At 62.1% G+C, this 17,032-nt stretch carries 9 protein-coding genes; 4 read left to right on the top strand and 5 right to left on the bottom strand.

The window, feature by feature from the left end; all coding sequences use genetic code 11:
- Nucleotides 1–32: 32 nt before the first annotated feature.
- Nucleotides 33–8,540: a GH36-type glycosyl hydrolase domain-containing protein gene (locus ACQKP1_RS19510; RefSeq protein WP_427276647.1), complete on the bottom strand. Its 8,508-nt coding sequence runs from the start codon at nt 8,538–8,540 to the stop codon at nt 33–35.
- Between the two features lie 357 nt (nt 8,541–8,897).
- Nucleotides 8,898–9,533, bottom strand: a complete 636-nt coding sequence (locus ACQKP1_RS19515; RefSeq protein WP_427276648.1) for a TetR family transcriptional regulator C-terminal domain-containing protein — start codon at nt 9,531–9,533, stop codon at nt 8,898–8,900.
- A gap of 137 nt (nt 9,534–9,670) precedes the next feature.
- Between ACQKP1_RS19515 and ACQKP1_RS19520 the strand changes: the two genes are divergently transcribed.
- On the top strand, nt 9,671–10,834 hold the full coding sequence (locus ACQKP1_RS19520) for a M20 aminoacylase family protein (RefSeq protein WP_203018534.1): 1,164 nt from the start codon (nt 9,671–9,673) through the stop codon (nt 10,832–10,834).
- Here the strand turns inward: ACQKP1_RS19520 and ACQKP1_RS19525 are convergent.
- Nucleotides 10,816–11,694, bottom strand: a complete 879-nt coding sequence (locus ACQKP1_RS19525; RefSeq protein ID WP_427276649.1) for a DMT family transporter — start codon at nt 11,692–11,694, stop codon at nt 10,816–10,818. The genes ACQKP1_RS19520 and ACQKP1_RS19525 overlap by 19 nt on opposite strands.
- Before the next feature lie 200 nt (nt 11,695–11,894).
- Between ACQKP1_RS19525 and ACQKP1_RS19530 the strand changes: the two genes are divergently transcribed.
- From ACQKP1_RS19530 to ACQKP1_RS19540, 3 genes are all read left to right on the top strand, one after another.
- Nucleotides 11,895–13,088: an MFS transporter gene (locus tag ACQKP1_RS19530; protein ID WP_427276650.1), complete on the top strand. Its 1,194-nt coding sequence runs from the start codon at nt 11,895–11,897 to the stop codon at nt 13,086–13,088.
- A gap of 131 nt (nt 13,089–13,219) precedes the next feature.
- Complete coding sequence (gene ispG, locus ACQKP1_RS19535; protein ID WP_427276651.1) at nt 13,220–14,485, top strand: flavodoxin-dependent (E)-4-hydroxy-3-methylbut-2-enyl-diphosphate synthase; 1,266 nt, start codon at nt 13,220–13,222, stop codon at nt 14,483–14,485.
- A gap of 76 nt (nt 14,486–14,561) precedes the next feature.
- A complete protein-coding gene (locus tag ACQKP1_RS19540; RefSeq protein ID WP_427276652.1) occupies nt 14,562–15,227 on the top strand; it encodes an OmpA family protein in 666 nt (221 codons plus the stop codon).
- Nucleotides 15,228–15,280: 53 nt separating this feature from the next.
- Here ACQKP1_RS19540 and ACQKP1_RS19545 read toward each other — a convergent pair whose 3' ends face one another.
- Complete coding sequence (locus ACQKP1_RS19545) at nt 15,281–15,913, bottom strand: LysE family translocator (RefSeq protein ID WP_427276653.1); 633 nt, start codon at nt 15,911–15,913, stop codon at nt 15,281–15,283.
- A 62-nt stretch (nt 15,914–15,975) separates the two neighbouring features.
- Entirely contained in the window at nt 15,976–17,031 is a 1,056-nt protein-coding gene (gene hisC, locus ACQKP1_RS19550) for a histidinol-phosphate transaminase (RefSeq protein ID WP_427276654.1), read from the bottom strand.
- Nucleotide 17,032 lies beyond the last annotated feature (1 nt).

Raw genomic sequence — 17,032 nt, forward strand, 5'->3', positions numbered from 1 at the left:
CCCCGCCAGCGATGGCGGGGCCTCTTTCGTTCTCATTCGGCCGCTTTGACCTTCGGCTTGCGCGCCGGTTTCTTCACCGGGGGCGGTGCAGGCGGCAGATCCGCACTCGTCACCTGCGCCTTGCCATCAAGGATCACATCGTAGCCTTCTGCGGTCCGTGTGACGGCGACATCGACCTTCCGGCCATCAATGTCGACCTTGGCCTTGTAGCCCTGCCAATGTTCGGGCAAGGCCGGGTTCACGACAAGCGCACCGTCCTTGCGACGGATACCGAGGAAGCCCTCGACCGCGAAACGATAGAGCCAGCCCGCAGATCCCGTGTACCAGGTCCAGCCACCGCGTCCGGCATAGCCATCACCGCCGTAGATATCGGCTGCCACGACGTAAGGCTCGACGCGATACCGTTCTGCCTCGTCTGCCGTTTTCGCATGATTGATCGGGTTCATCAGTTCGAAGACGCGCCAGGCGTCGGCGAGGCGACCCGCCTTGACGAGGGACAAGCCAAGCCAGATCGCCGCATGGGTATATTGGCCGCCGTTTTCGCGCACGCCGGGTGGATAGGCGCCAATGTAACCAGGATCGATCTCAGGCTTTTCGAAAGCCGGCGTAAAGAGGCGGACGATGCCATTCTCTGCATCGACAAGCTTAGAGACGGCGGAATCGAGTGCCTTTTCGGTATGGGCGGGATCTCCCATTCCGGACAGAACGCTCCAAGACTGGGCAATGGAATCGATCTGGCACTGGCGTGAGTCATTCGAACCAAGCGGTGAGCCGTCGTCGAAATAGCCACGACGATAATGGTCTCCGTCCCAACCGGCCGTTTCCAGAGCCGTTTTCAGCTTGGCGGCATGATCGCCCCAGCGGGCACTGCGGTCGTGATCGCCACGCTTGTCTGCCTGCAGCCTGAAGCGGTCCAATGTGGCGGCGAGCAACCAGCCAAGCCAGACACTTTCGCCACGTCCTTCGATCCCGACGCGGTTCATGCCGTCGTTCCAGTCGCCGCCAAGGATCAGAGGCAGGCCGTGCTCTCCGGTCCGCGCAATGGCGAGGTCGAGCGCGCGGGCGGCGTGCTCGTAGAGATCGGCCGTTTCGGCCGCAACGTTTGGCAGGAAGAAGCTGTCATGCTGACCCTGCGTGAGTTGCGGTCCCTCGATGAAGGGGATCTGTTCGGCAAGGATCGTTTCATCGCCTGTGGCCGACACATACTGATCGATCGCATGGGCGAGCCAGACGACATCATCGGAGATCATGGTGCGGACACCCGCGCCTGTCTGCGGCAGCCACCAATGCTGTACGTCTCCTTCGACGAACTGACGCGCAGCGGCACTCAGGATCTGCCGGCGGGCGAGCTTGGGTTCGACGGTCAGGAACGCCAGCGTGTCCTGCAACTGATCACGGAAGCCGTAGGCGCCGCTTGCCTGGTAGAAGCCGGCACGCCCGAAGATCCGGCAGGCCAGCGCCTGATAGGGCAGCCAGCGATTGACGAGGTTGTCGAAGGCCTTGTCGCCGGTTTCTACCGAGAGCTTGCCTGTGAAGCCTGTCCAGAAGTCGCGGTTGGCCTTGAGGATCGTCTCGAAGCCTGAGCCGCGGACCGTCTTGACGAGATCGACTGCGGCTTCCGCCGTATCGCATTCCCCGAGTAGGAAGGTCATGTCGCGCGACTGACCGGGTGCCAGCTCGACATCGAAGGCGATTGCCGCACAAGGATCGCTTTCGCTCTCGATCGAGCCCGTAAGACCCGAGGCACGGGCGACGGCCTGGGGCAGCTTGATCGTGCCGTTGCGACCGATGAATTCGCGCCGACTTGCCGTATAGCCATCCGGCTGTTCCGGTCCAGCCAGGAAGGCGAAACGACCGGGATAGTTGATGTCATAGGGATTGGAGGCGAGCAGTGCGCCGGTCTCCTCATCGAAGCTCGACAGAATGAAGGGGGCGGTGCGGGCCGGATTGTTGCCGAGGACCCATTCTGCGTAGCCATAGATGCGGAACTTGCGTGGCTCAGGGCTCGCGTTCTTCAGCCGGATCTTCGTGAGCTTGACCGGGCGCTCTCGATCCACGGTCTGGGTCAGTTCGATCTGGAGATCGCCGTGCTGGCTAATGAAGGTCGAGTAACCCATGCCATGGCGCGTCTCGAAGGTCGCTGCCGGATCGAGGTTCAGGGCGCTCACGGTCGCATAGGCGCGTCCGCTGCCGAGATCGGTCACGTAGAAAGCCTCGCCCGGACGGTTTACCACGGGATCATTGGTCCAGGGCGTCAGCTGGTAGTCGCGCGAGTTCTGGCTCCAGGTGAAGCCGGCGCCTTCGGCGGATACGTGGAAGCCGAAGTTCTCGTTGGCGATAACGTTGATCCAGGGCTGCGGCGTTGTCGCAGATCCATTGAGACGCACGACATATTCCGAACCATCTTTCGAGAAGCCGCCGAAGCCGTTCCAGAAGTCGAGGTCGGAACCGTCGACCGGCGATGTCGCCTTTGCAGGTGCCGGCAGCACTGGCGGAAGGCCTGCCCACTCTGGCTCGCCGTCGATGGTTCGCGGTGTCGCAAAGAGCGAGACGGCGCGGTTCACCTGATCGACGATCTTGCCGTTGCGGGTGTGCAGCACGACACGGGCTGCCGCGAGGACCGCAAGCGTCGCGCCTTCGTCCTGCAGGTCGTCGCGGACTGTAAAGACATGCTGGCGGCCACCCGGCAGGCGGTGGCGCAGATTGTCCGCCATCTGGTCGAGTGCATGCTGCATGTCCTGGGCGTAAGATGTCGCGCGCTCGTTGATGATTGCAAGGTCAGCCACGACGCCGCGGCGACGCAGATATTCCAGCGCGCTCATCGCCTCGCGGGCGATGTCCATGTCCATGTCGTCGTTGATGCGCAGCGCAAAGATCGGGAAGTCGCCCGAAATCGCCATGGGCCACAGCGCCGACTGCGACCTCAGCCCCTTGCGGACCGTTTCGGGATCCGCACGCAGGTGATTGTCGGGATAGGTCAAGTAGCGGCCGAGATGCTGGAAGGCAGCCGCCTGCTGCGAGGTGATGCCGATATGGCGAAGCTCGACCTGGGCGCGGGTCCAGGCGTGGATGAGCTCGTGGCTGAAGGAATCCGGATGGCGATAGCGCTCGATCGCCTGGTCGATTTCTTCGCGATTCGGGGCTGCCATGGTCCAGAAGATGACCTGAACCTTCTTGCCGGCCGGCACGCGCACCACGCGGCGAAGGCTCAAGATCGGATCGAGCGTAAAGCCTTCCGATCCGGAGAGGTTTGCGCCGGGGTCGAAGGCTGCCGCCTCACCGAGACTGCGGCCACGGCCGAGGAACTTGCGGCGATCGGTTTCAAACTCGGTGGGGCGGCCCTGTCCGGCGCTGTCGACCACCAGATGGGCAACGCAGATATCCGGGTCGGATGGGCTTCGCTTGTTGCGCTCGGCGCGAATGACGTCGCGGCGACGACCGAACTCAGTCTTCACGAACATGCGCGAGAAGAGCGGATGGGCGTTGTCGCTGTCCTCGTAGGCCAGCACCGGCTCGGTGTAGGACGTAACCTCGATGTAGCGGTCTTCCGTCCCGGTGTTCAGGATCGTCAGTCTGCGGCCTTCGGCGTCATGCTCCGTGCCGACGATGCACTCGACGGAAGTCGAGATGTCACCGACCGTCTTGAAGAATTCCGCCTTGTCGTCACCGAAGATGACCTTGGTCTTCTCGTTCTCCGCGCTGCGTGGCGCTGCGGTGGCGGACCACCACTCGTTGGTTGCGGTATCGCGCAGGAAGAGGAAGGTGCCCCAGCGGTCTTCGGTCGTGTCGGGCTTCCAGCGGGTGACGGACTGGCCGTTCCAGCGCGAGAAGCCGGAGCCAGTGGCTGTCATCATGACCGAGTAGTGGCCATTCGAAAGGAAGACGACTTCGCGGTCCTTGGTTGCGGGATCCTCGATGGAGCGGACTTCGGCGCGCAGAAGGTCCGCCTGGCCCTTGCCCGGGGTCTGCGGTTCGTATTTCGCACTCATGACCGGGATTTCCCGAGGCGTCTTTTCCTGAAGGAGAAGTTCTGCCGCTTCGATCACCGGATCGGCATGGAATAGCGCACGCAGACGGCCGTTGAAGGCGACGTTGGCGATGGCTGCGATCGACATGCCATGATGGTGGGCATAGTAGTTCTTGACGACGGCGCACTTCTTGCCGTCCGGCAGGCGCGTCGGGGTGAAGTCGACGGCATCATGGAAGCCGAAGGGGCCGAGAGCGCCCAGCTTGCGCAGTCGCGTCAGGTTCTCGAGTGCGGCTTCCGGATAATACTGGCTCGCAAGGATCGAGGCATAGGGGGCCACGACGGCGTTCTGGCCCAGGCCACGCTTGAGGCCGAGCGTCGGCACACCGAAGTTGGTGTACTGATAATTCATCTCGTGGTCGCGGGCGTTAAAGGCCGCTTCCGAGATGCCCCAGGGGATGTTCAGCCGGCGGCCGTGGTTCATCTGTTCGATGACCACGAGATTGTTCGTCTGGTTGAGAATGCCACCTTGTCGCTCCTGCATGACGAGCGGCGGCATCAGATATTCGAACATCGAGCCCGACCAGGAGATCAACGCTGCGCGGGCACCGATCGGCACGACCTGGCGACCGAGTCGGTACCAGTGTTCCGTCGGTAGATCACCCTTGGCGATCGCAAACAGGCTGGTCAGACGGCATTCCGACGCGAGCAGGTCGTAGCAGGCCTCGTCCAGTTCGCGGGCGTCGACGCGATAGCCGATCGACAGCAGGCGGCGCTCCGGACGGAAGAGGAAGGTGAAGTCCATCGAAAAGGCGAGGTTGCGGGCGCGCTCGGAGAGCTGGCTCAGGCGCTGGCGCAGCGGATCGATGTTCGACAGATCGAATGCGGTGTCTGCAATATGGGCTTCGCAAACCGAGACCAGCGCTTCCGTCCAGCGTACGACTTCGGCACTCGCTTCGGAGCGGATCTCGTGGTGGAGATTTGCCGCCAGCTTCTGTGCGTCACGGGCGAGCACCGCGAGATTAATGATGCGGATGGAGGCGAATTCATGCTCGCGCTTAACGGCCGCGAGCGCCGTGTTGAAACCGATGATACGCTCTTCCAGACGTTTGCGCAGAGGACGCACCGTCTTTCGGTCGTCGGGCAGTTGCTCAAGGATTTCGAGCAGGATGCCGCCGACATCGCCGATGCCGTCGAAGTTGCCCTGAAGGTGTGCGGACGGAGCCTCCGCCCATTCGCGGCAGGCCGAGGCGATCGCGATCAGATGGCCGGCGAGATTGCCGCTGTCGACCGCCGAAATATACTTTGGGCCAAGGGTCTGCAGCGTGTCGGTATAGTACCAGTTGTAGAGATGACCCCGATACTTCTCCATCCGTTCGACGGTGGAGATTGTCTGCTCCATGCGCTCGATCGTCTGTTCGAAGCTCAGCCAGCCGAAGTGCCGCGCGGAAACGACGGAGAGCAGATAGACGCCGATATTGGTCGGCGAGGTGCGATGGGCGATCAGCGGTTCCGGCGTTTCCTGGAAATTGTCCGGGGGCAGATAGTTGTCGCCGGCGGTCGTGAACGTCTCATAATAACGCCAGGTGCGGCGCGCGATCTTGCGCAGCTCATAAGAGACGTTTTCCGGCACCTCCAGGCTGTCTTCGGTCTCGGCCGACTGGCTGACATACCAGGCGAGCAGCGGGGAGAGGACCCAGAGGAAGGCGAAGGGAAGACCGATCAGGTAACCATAGCCGCCCGGCAGCGCCGCGACGCCGACCGAGAGGATGGCGAGGATCGGCGCATGGCGCATGTTCTGGTAATAGGAGGCGATCGAGCCCTGGGCTGCCGACTGGACGCTGGCAGCGGTGCGCCATTCGAGCAGCAGCTTGCGGCTCACCAGCATGCGGTAGAGCGAACGGGCGATGGCATCTGCCATCATACAGGCATTGTCGGCGATGAAGACGATGCGAAGCGCAACCTGCGCGTTGATGGAACGGACCTCGGACCACAGCGTCTGGAAATGCGCGGCCGGCACGATATCCGTCTGACGCGGTACGATGCCCGACAAAAGCGACAGGGTCGGGGCGACGAAGAGGCTGAAGATCAGCAGCAACTGCCAGATGGTGGCGCCGACCGGCTCCATTGTAGCCCAGCCGAGAACCGAGGCGGCATACCAGGCGATCGGCGTCAGCGACCGGCGCAGGTTGTCGACCATCTTCCAGCGACCGAGGCTGGTGATGCCACGACTGGTGTCGCCAATATAGGGAATGAGCTGCCAGTCGCCGCGGGCCCAGCGGTGCTGGCGCGAGATTTCCACCTCGTAGCGGGTCGGGAAGTCTTCGACCAGTTCGACGTCGGTGACGAGAGCGCAGCGGGCGAACGAACCCTCGAGCAAGTCGTGGCTGAGCACGCTGTTTTCGTCGATCCGGCCCTTGATCGCCGTCTCGAAGGCGTCGACGTCGTAAAGGCCCTTGCCGGTAAAGGTGCCCTCGGCCGTGATGTCCTGATAGACGTCGGAGACCGTGAAGACGTAAGGGTCGAGGCCGCGGTTCATCGAGAAAATGCGCTGGAAGACCGAGGCATCCTTGCCCGTCGTCAGCGAGGGTGTGACGCGCGGCTGCAGGACGCCGTAGCCGCTGATCACGCGGCCGGTCTTCTCGTCATGCACGGGACGATTGATCGGATGGTGCATCTTGCCGACGAGCTTGGTGACGGCGTCGCGCATCAGGCGGGTGTCGGCATCGAGCGTCATTACGTAACGCACGTTTTCCGGCACCATGTTGGCGCCCGGCAGATAAGACGTGTCGCGGTCGCCGCGCAGCAGCAGGTTCAACTCGTGCAGCTTGCCGCGCTTGCGTTCCCAGCCCATCCAGCAGCCTTCGGCTTCGTTGTAGAGACGACGACGATGCAAGAGGTAGAAGCGAGTCTTGCCACCGAAATCGTAGCGGCCATTGAGCTGTGCAAGTTCGCGCTTGGCATAGTCGAGGACTTCGAGATCGGCCGGGGTTTCTTCCGTCTGGCTGTCCTTCCAGTCGCTCAACAGCGCGAAATAGATCTCGCCATGCGGGTTGGTCAGGTAGTGGACTTCGAGGTTGCGGACGAGTTCGTCGACGTCGTCGCGTTTGGTGATCATGCAGGGTACAACGACGAGGGTGCGTGCTTCTTCAGGAATGCCCTGCTTGAATTCGTAGCCGGTCAGTCGAACGGGTCTGACGAAAAAGGTGACGAGCGTGTTGAACAGTCCCGTCGCGCCTTCGGATACCGGCAGCGACACCATGAGCAACAGGACCAGGATGAGCGAGGTCGGGACGCCGGCGTGGTTGAGGAAGTATCCAATGATCGCAAGGGCTGCGACGGTAAGCGCAATGACGGGGATTGCGATGGAGAGCCAGTTCAGCCGCTTGATGCCGTCGGTCAGGATTCGGGACAGAGGCTGGCTGTAGCCGATGGCGTTTTCCAGCTCGGTCCGTCTGTTGCCGACGAGATAGCTTCCAACGTCGAGATGTCCATCAGGACCTGCCGACTGTGTCGCCAGGTCGATCGCGGTCTGGGCAATCTCGATCTCGCTCTGGTCGCAGCGACGCGCCAGCCTTTCGATCGTGTTGCGATAGGCGTTGCGCGACCCGAAATCGAGTTCGCGATAATCGGTGTGCTGGCCAAGAACCCGGTCGACATGGCTGACTTCTTCGACCCAGACCGACCATTCCTTGTCGTCGATCTCTCGCAGGCCGCGCACGATGTTGCCCATCGTGACATTGCCGGAGGAGAGGCGGTTATGCTCGGCGTCCATCGCCTCCTGGGCGTTGCGGCCGGCCGCTTCCAGTCGGCTTTCCAGCCATTCGACGGCAAAGCTCGTATTCTGCGAGCCATTGCGCAGGCGGTAGAGGAACTGCGTCGCGAAGGTGTTGTCGTCGGCGAGCTGTTCGATCTGGCTGAGATAGGTCGCGGCCGCGACCGGGTCGTTCAAGCGGATGATCTCGTCGGCCACCTCGTTGGCCCGGCGGCGCATCCGGCGCGAACGATCGACGCGGGTCGCGATGCGGCGGAGGTTTTCGACCAGCACGAATCGGACGATCGAGGGCAGCGCCCAGAGTTCGCCGATCTCCAGCGTCTGGTGCTGCTGGTAACCTTCGACCAGGGCCGTCATGCTTTCCTGGCTGACCGTCGAATGGGTGTGGGCGACGTAGAGCCAGGCCAGTGCCATCGTCCGCGGGATTTCGCGGCTTCCGATCTTCATCGTCGGCAGCTGGCGATAGAACTTCTTCGGGAAGTCGCGGCGAACTTCCTGGATCGCTTCTTCGATAACGTAGTGGTTGTCGAGCAACCACTCTGCTGCGGGCGTGATCGCAGCCCCGGCTTCGACGTCAGCCGCCGTCGCGCGATAGACGCGCAGGATCTCGCGCTCGTTTTCCTTGTGCCGGGCGAAGAAGTCGAAGTCCATCAGACCCGGAAGTTCTTCGACGCCGTTCAGCGCCAGGGAAGCGGCGCTCTCCCGCAACTCCTCGATCGTAAAATAGGCAGATCGAATGGAATCGTTGTGGTCGATCTGCTTGGTTTCGAGGTCGCGCGATGGGACATGCAGCGTCATGAAAAATAGGTTCTCGGTTCGATGGTTCAATAGAAAGCCGTTGTGGTCCGACCGTCTGGTCTTTGCCGCCGCGCCTCATTGCACAAAATTGGGTTATTGACCAACAATCGAGGCAGAAAGAGGCCGTAATACGACGGTTAACAGAGGCGGACGGACACTCTTTGCGACTTTCGCATCCAGGCAGGTGAATTGGCGTTTTTATGCCTTATTTCAAGCTGCTGTCCAAGGGGCTTGCTCGCAGCCGCCGCGCAGCGATGAAGCAGGGTCAAACTTCGCGGGCAAGCGATCTGTCGGTGAGGTTACCAGATCCCGAATGCTCGGAGCCCTAATGCGTGTTCGCGACGCGGGTCGGATTGCTCAGTTCGTGCCTCTCAACGACAATCCGCCCAGCATGGCCTCGACCGCATCCAGTGCGATCTGCGGCAGCCGTCCCTCGTCGAAGAGGTCGCTCGCGAGCGAATTCTCAAGCCACAAACCGTCGATGAGCCCGTTGATCGCGACCGCGAGATGGCGGACTTCGGAGAAGGGTGGTTCGTGTTGTCGTGCCTCCAGGACGGCTCCGACGAGCTCTTCGAGTATGCCGATGAAGACCATGTAGTTTTCCCGATGGATACGGGCGAGTTCCTCATCCGATCGCACACGTCCGATGAAAGCTGCCCAGAGGGACAACGCCTTCGGGTCGGCAATCGGTGGGCTGACATTGGCGACGATGAAGTCATGCAGGCGCCGCTGCGGGTTCGCGCCAGCTTCTGCCATGGCATCGACGGCGGAGCCGGTCATGCCCGCCAGCATTTCGCGATAGGCAGCCTGAACCATCTCGTCCTTGCCGGAAAAATAATGGCGGATCAAACCGCCGGTCACGCCGGCTCTGGCGGCGATGTCGCGGACGGTTGCGCCTTCCAGGCCATGTTCGGAAACGCTGTCCAGGGTCGCCGCGATCAGACCCTTCCGGCGCTCGGCTTCACCGGCACGCTGGAACGTGCGTCGTGTCATGGTGGTCTCTCCGGCACGGGTAAGGCGGCTTGTTTTCGTCAGCCGCGGACGTCTTTTTATACGGTTGAACAACGGACCGGCAAGTGCCACAGTCCGCGCTTCATTGCTCATGCCCAGACGACCGAAAGGCAATTTCCATGACGATCCATGCGCCCAATGTGATGGCTGAAGTGCTCGCGACGCGACATCATCTGCATCGGTTTCCGGAGATCGGCCTGTCGGAGTTCAAGACGTCAGATTATGTCGCCGAACAACTGACCGCGCTCGGCTATGAGGTGACGCGTGGACTTGCCAAGACCGGTATCGTTGCCACCCTCCGAAACGGGTCGAGCGAACGGAGCATCGGCATCCGCGCTGACTTCGACGCTCTGCCGATCCTCGAAGAGACCGGTCTTCCCTATGCCAGCGAGATCCCGGGCGTGATGCATGCCTGTGGCCATGATGGTCATACCGCGATGCTGCTTGGTGCGGCGAAGATCCTCGCCGAACGGCGGAATTTCGACGGCGTCATTCACCTGATCTTCCAGCCTGCGGAGGAAAATTTCGGCGGCGCGCGGATCATGATCGAGGACGGCCTTTTCGATCGCTTCCCCTGCGATGCGGTTTTCGCGCTGCATAACGATCCGGAGATCCCGTTCGGCCATATCGCGCTCCGGGAAGGGCCGATCATGGCTGCCGTCGACGAGTGCAAGATCACCGTCAACGGCCGTGGTGGTCACGGGGCCGAACCGCAATCGACGGCCGATCCCATTGTGTGTGGCGCGTCCATCGTGATGGCGCTGCAGACGATCGTGTCGCGCAACATCCACCCGCTCGATCCGACCGTCATCACCGTCGGCGGGTTCCATGCGGGTGCGGCGAGCAATGTCATTCCGGAGCGGGCAGAGATGGTGCTGTCGATCCGCTCCTTCGATCCCAAGGTCCGCGACCAGCTTGAGCAGCGCATTCGCGCGGTGGCCGAAGGTCAGGCGGCGAGTTACGGCATGGGCGTGACCATCGACTATGAACGGGGATACGACCCGACCATCAACCACAAGGCCGAAACCGATTTCGTCCGTGATCTCGCGGTGAGCTTTGCTGGACAGGACAAGGTCTATGACCTGCCGCGCCCGATGATGGGGAGCGAGGATTTCGCCTACATGCTCGCCAAGCGCCCGGGCAGCTATTTCTTCCTCGGAACGCAGCGGACACCCAACGATCCGCCGCTGCACCACCCGCGCTATGACTTCAACGACGATATCCTACCTGTCGGGACCACCCTCTGGGTGGAACTTGCCGAGCGCTATCTCTCGAGGTCCTGAGCGGGCATGTTGCGCCGCTGGGCAAAGAGAATGATGAGGCCTGCGCCGGCGATCAGGACGGCGCCGGCCCAGACATTCGGTCCCGGGATGTCTCCCCAGATCGTGTAGCCGAGCGCGAAGGCCCAGACGAGTGCCGTATACTCCAGGGGCGCAATCACCGAGATCGGGGCGCGGCGCAGCGCCTCGAAAAAGCTCATCTGGCCAAGACCGCCGATGAAGCCGACGGCCAGCAGCATTATCTGCGTCGGACCGCTTGGCGTGGTCCAGGAGAGGATGGCCATGGGTGTCGTCAGGGCCAGGAAGAAGACATTCGTCATCGTCATCTGAACCATGCTGCTGGCGCTCTTGCTGGTGGTTCTGAGCAGCGTCGTGGCGATCGCCCAGCAGATGGCCGCGATGAGGGCGAGGTAGACGGGCCAGCCGGTCGCAAGGCCTGTCGGATTGCTGGCGATGACCACGCCGACGAAGCCGGTCATGACGGCAATCCAGCTGCTGATGGGGACGCGTTCGCCCAGGATCGGGATGGCGAGCAGGATCGCTGCGATCGGTGCGGCGAAATAGAGTGTCGTCAGATCTGCGAGGGGCAGATGCTTGGCCGCGTTAAAGTAACAGAGCCAGGCGGCGAGCAGGAAAAGACTGCGCAGCATCATCGGGCGAAGCGCCGGCGACGTCACCGTCTCCCGGGCGAGTGAGCGGCCACCGAGGATGTAACAGCCAAGCAGGATCGCAATGCTGCGGCAAAACAGGATCTGCCAGACGGTGGTTGTCTCCACCAGCAGCTTGATCATGGCGTCATGCATGGCAAAGCAGAGATAAGCGAGGCTGGAGAGGAGAATACCAGCACCAACTGCGGTTTTCACGGAAGCGTCTTTCGGGTCGGGCGGCACAGGGGGAGGTCCGCAATGGCTATCTGTGTCAGGCGTTGGCCGGGTTCTGTCAATCCCCGTCCGGATCTCCGACATTGTTGTCGTGCGAAACAAAAATTTACAGTTGGGACGTGCGGGGCATGTTGTCGTTTAAATCGATTTAATTACAGTGCGCCCGACTATGGGAGCAGGACATGAATGACATCGCCCACACCATCACTTCCACCGCCGCACCGGCACCGATCGTCACCAGGGAGCGGGTGGCGGTTGCGCTGCTCTTCTTCCTGAATGGCCTCGTCATCGGAGCCTGGGCGCCGAAAATTCCGTTCTTCTCAGAGGCGCTCGGATTGTCGGAGCTGATGCTGGGCGTGATGATCTTCGTCTTCGGCGTGGGGTCGCTGGTACTGATGCCAATCGCCGGCATGCAGATTGCACGCTACGGCTCGCGTCGCGTGGTCGAGATCACGACAATCCTGTTCATCCCCACAATCGTTCTGGTAACGCTGGTCGACAATCTCTGGACCGGAGCCATCGCCATATTCCTGTTCGGCGGCCTGACCGGAGCGATGGATGTGGCGATGAATGCCAATGCCGTTGCGGTCGAGCGCAGCATGCGCCGCTCGATCATGTCCTCCTGTCACGCCTTCTGGAGCCTGGGTGGCCTTTGCGGTGCGGCGACCGGTGGTTTCCTGATTGCCTCGCTCGGTGTCACTGGTCACGTGCTGCTTCTGGCAGCGGTCTGCATCGTTCTGTTCCTGGTCGCTCGCCCGATGATCCTCTCGGACGCGCCACATCCAACCGACGAACCGGCCAAGGCCAAGCTGCCGATGACGCCGCTGCCCTGGCTGATCGGCACGATCGCGCTGTTCTGCATGATTCCTGAGGGCACGGTGCTTGACTGGAGCGCGCTCTACCTGCGCAACGAACTCAATGCCTCGACGGAAATGTCGGGTTTTGCCTTCGCTGCCTTCTCCTTCACCATGGCTGTCTGCCGTTTCGCCGGCGACTTCATCCGTGACCGTTTCGGCGCGGTCAACACACTGCGCGTCTGTGGCGTGACTGCGATCATCGGACTTGTCATGGCGGGCCAGTCTTCCAGCGTGACCTTCGCGCTGATCGGCTTTGCCATCACCGGAATCGGCATTTCGAACATGGTGCCGATCGCCTTTTCGGCGGGCGGCAATATTCCGGGGCTTGCTCCAGGCGTCGGTCTGTCCGTCGTCACCACCATGGGCTATTCCGGCATTCTCTTTGCGCCGTCTCTGATCGGGTTTGTAGCCGAGCACACGTCACTGTCGAGTGTCTACACAGCGATTCCAGCTCTGCTGATCGTTGTGCTTGGGCTATCCCGGCTTGCGCGCCATGCAGACCGGGCGAGCGGCCATTGACCCGGACCTCGTATGTGGACGCTCTCGGGCGGCTGCAGACGCGCATGTGATCGCGCATCGGCGTGTTGCGGTTGACAAGCGATCGGCTTTGATCCACCTCCATGGCGATTGAGGCTTGCAGAGAACCAGCCATGACCGCACCCCTGATCCAGCCCGCCGATGCCTTTGACCCCAAACCGCGCCGTTCGTCGGTCGCGGTTGAAGTGGGTGGCGTCATCATCGGCGGTGGAGCTCCCGTCGTCGTTCAGTCGATGACCAATACCGACACCGCAGACATCGACGCGACCGTTGCCCAGGTTGCTGCCCTCTACAAGGCAGGCTCCGAGGTCGTCCGCATCACCGTGGACCGTGACGAGAGTGCCGCTGCCGTTCCCAAGATCCGCGAGCGCCTGCTCCGGCTCGGCATGGACGTGCCGCTGATCGGCGATTTCCATTATATCGGCCACAAGCTGCTCGCCGATCACCCGGCCTGTGCCGAGGCGCTCGCCAAGTACCGTATCAATCCCGGGAATGTCGGCTTCAAGGACAAGAAGGACAAGCAGTTCGCCGAGATCGTCGAAATGGCGATCCGCTACGACAAGCCTGTCCGCATCGGGGTCAATTGGGGCTCGCTCGACCAGGAGCTCCTGACCCGGCTGATGGACGAGAACGCGGCCAATGGTTCACCGCTTTCGGCGCGCCAGGTCACGCGTGAAGCGATCGTCCAGTCGGCATTGCTGTCCGCAGAGCTTGCCGAGGAGATTGGCCTGCCGCGCAACCGCATCATTCTCTCGGCCAAGGTCAGCCAGGTGCAGGACCTGATCGCTGTCTATTCGATGCTGGCGGATCGCTCGAACCATGCACTGCATCTCGGGCTCACCGAGGCCGGCATGGGCTCTAAGGGCATCGTCGCTTCGTCGGCGGCCATGGGCTATGTGTTGCAGCACGGGATCGGCGATACGGTCCGCGTGTCGCTCACCCCGGAACCGAATGGCGACCGGACGCGTGAAGTCCAGGTAGCTCAGGAACTGCTGCAGGTCATGGGCTTCCGCCAGTTCGTGCCTGTTGTCGCGGCATGTCCCGGCTGTGGTCGCACGACCTCGACCGTCTTCCAGGAACTCGCCCAGAAGATCCAGGATGACCTGCGCAAGAACATGCCGGTCTGGCGCGACAAGTATCCGGGTGTCGAAGGCCTGAACGTTGCGGTCATGGGCTGTATCGTCAACGGCCCCGGCGAAAGCAAGCATGCCGATATCGGCATCTCGCTTCCGGGGACCGGTGAAAACCCGGCGGCTCCCGTGTTCATTGATGGCCAGAAGGCGATGACCTTGCGTGGTCCGAACATCGCAGCCGATTTCGAGGCCCTGGTGGCCGACTATATCGAGAAGCGCTATGGCCAGAAATCGGCGGCCGAGTGAGCTTGCTGGCCAACTTTTTGTTGCCGCAATTTCACGGTTGACGGATTATCAGCCGAATCCTGGAGGGACACCGAGCATGATCAAGAAGATCTCCATCATCGCGCTTTGCGCGACCTATCTCAGCGCCTGCACCACGACCGACCCCTATACGGGCGAGCAGAAGGTATCGAATACGGCGGGTGGCGCCGCGATCGGTGCAGCCGTCGGTGCGCTTGGAGGCCTAGCTGTCGGCGGTTCGCCGGTCGGACGTCGGAATGCCGCGCTCATCGGTGCCGGTGTCGGCGCGCTGGCAGGCGGCGCGATCGGCAATTACATGGACCAGCAGGAGTCTGAACTGCGTGCGCAGCTGCAGGGGACCGGCATTTCGGTCACCCGTGTCGGCGATCGCATCATCCTCAACATGCCGTCGAACATCACCTTCAACACCGATCAGGATGCGGTTATGCCGCAGTTCTACCCGACGCTGAACTCGGTTGCGATCGTGCTGCGCAAGTTCGACCGGACCCTGATCGACATCAACGGTCACACCGATTCGACCGGCAGCCAGGCTTACAACCAGGGTCTGTCCGAACGTCGCGCCATGTCGGTTGCAGGTTACCTCAACGGTCAGGGTGTCGACCCGCGGCGCGTCTCTGCCGTCGGCTTCGGCCCGAACCAGCCGGTTGCCTCGAACGCCACTCCGGACGGCCGTGCGCAGAACCGCCGCGTCGAAATCCAGATCTCGCCGCTCACACAGGGCTGATCGGCGATCGACCACATGCAAGGCGCCGCCATTCGTGCGGCGCCTTTTTAGTTTCAGCGGAAGGTCAGCATCTTGACGCCGGCAGTGGCAAACAGGACCGCCAGCGTCCCATCGATGTAACGGCGCGCTGCGCGGTAGATGCGCAGTGAACCGGGGGTCGAGAACAACAGCGCATAGCCCATGAAGACGGCGAAGCCGGTCGCAAGGCAACCGCAGACGATGATCGCGACGGCCGTTGGTGTTGCACCGGCCGGAAGGCCGAGCGAGATGATGGCGAGCCAGGCAAAGATCGCCTTCGGGTTCGTCAGGTGGATGGCATAGCCCATCAGGAAAGTGCGTTTCAGGCTCGAGGCGGCCTTGGTCAGGGAAAGCGGGTCAATGCTGCTCGCGGCGGAGCGGAAAGCGCGCCAGGCGAGATAGAGTAGGTAGAGCCCGCCGAGGATCCTCATCAGGATCAGCGCCTGGGCATATTGCGACAGGATCGCGGCCAGGCCGAGCGAAGCCGCAATGGCCCAGGTCATAGAACCGCAAAAGATACCGGACGCAATCGTCAGGCCATGGCGACGCCCCTGGCCAAGCGAGGCGGAGGCGATTGCCATGGTGGCCGGGCCAGGGCTCAAGACCGCCACGAGGTAGACGAGGTAGGCTGCCACGACCTGGGGCCAATGTTGCAGGATTTCAATCACGGGCTCGCTCCGGCTCTCACTAAAGTTGCAGGAGCGTACCGCTTTCCGACGCGGACGACACGTCAGATGATTTGATCGATCGCCTCGAGAAACTGATGGCATTCCTCTGTCGTGCCGATGGTCACGCGGAGGAAGTCCGAAATGCGCGATTTGTTGAAGTGCCGGACGAGCACCGCTCGCTCGCGCAGTCCCCTCTGAAGATCCGCACCCTGATGCGCCGAATGGCGTGCGAAGACGAAGTTGGTCGACGACGGCAGGACCTCGAAGCCACGAGCTTCGAGCGCTTTGGTCACCATCTCGCGGTTGGCAATTATCTTGCCACAGGCCTCGTCAAACCAGTCTTCGTCCTCGATCGCCGCCGTTGCAGCGGCTTGGGCCAGCATATCGACGGGATAGGAGTTGAAGCTGTCCTTCATCCGCTCCAGTGCCTCGATCAGCGGCCGCTGGCCGAGCGCGAAACCGACGCGCAGGCCCGCCAGCGAGCGGGATTTCGAGAAGGTCTGGACAACGAGCAGGTTCTCGTAGCGCGGGATCAGCGAAGCTGCCGTCTCTGCGCCGAAATCGACATAGGCCTCGTCGATCACCACGACCTGATCCGGGTGTGAGGCGACCAGCTTTTCGATCTCCGGGAGCGGGAGAGCGATGCCGGTCGGGGCGTTTGGATTGGCCAGAATGATTGCACCGCAAGGGCGGTCGTAATCACCGATGCGCACGCGCAGGTCCTCGTCCAGCGGGATCTCCTCGACCTTGACCTCGAAGAGTCGGGCATAGGTCTTGTAGAAGCTGTAGGTGATGTCGGGATAAAGCAGCGGCGCGTCGTGCTTCAAGAGACCCGCGAAGGTGAAGGCAAGCACTTCGTCCGAGCCGTTGCCGACGAACACCTCGTCCATGGCCAGATCGAAGCGCTTCGCGATGGCCTCGCGCAGGCCCGTGGACGCCGGATCAGGATAAAGGCGCAGACGCTCCCCGGACGTGGCCGCGATCGCTTCCAGCACCTTCTGCGAGGGCCCGTAGGGGCTCTCATTGGTGTTGAGCTTCACAAGGCCCGGGATCTTCGGCTGTTCGCCAGCGACATAGGGTTCCAGCGCATGGATGGCGGACGACCAGAAACGGCTCATG

The organism is Allorhizobium sp. NPDC080224 (genome assembly GCF_050281005.1).
Classification (GTDB): domain Bacteria; phylum Pseudomonadota; class Alphaproteobacteria; order Rhizobiales; family Rhizobiaceae; genus Allorhizobium.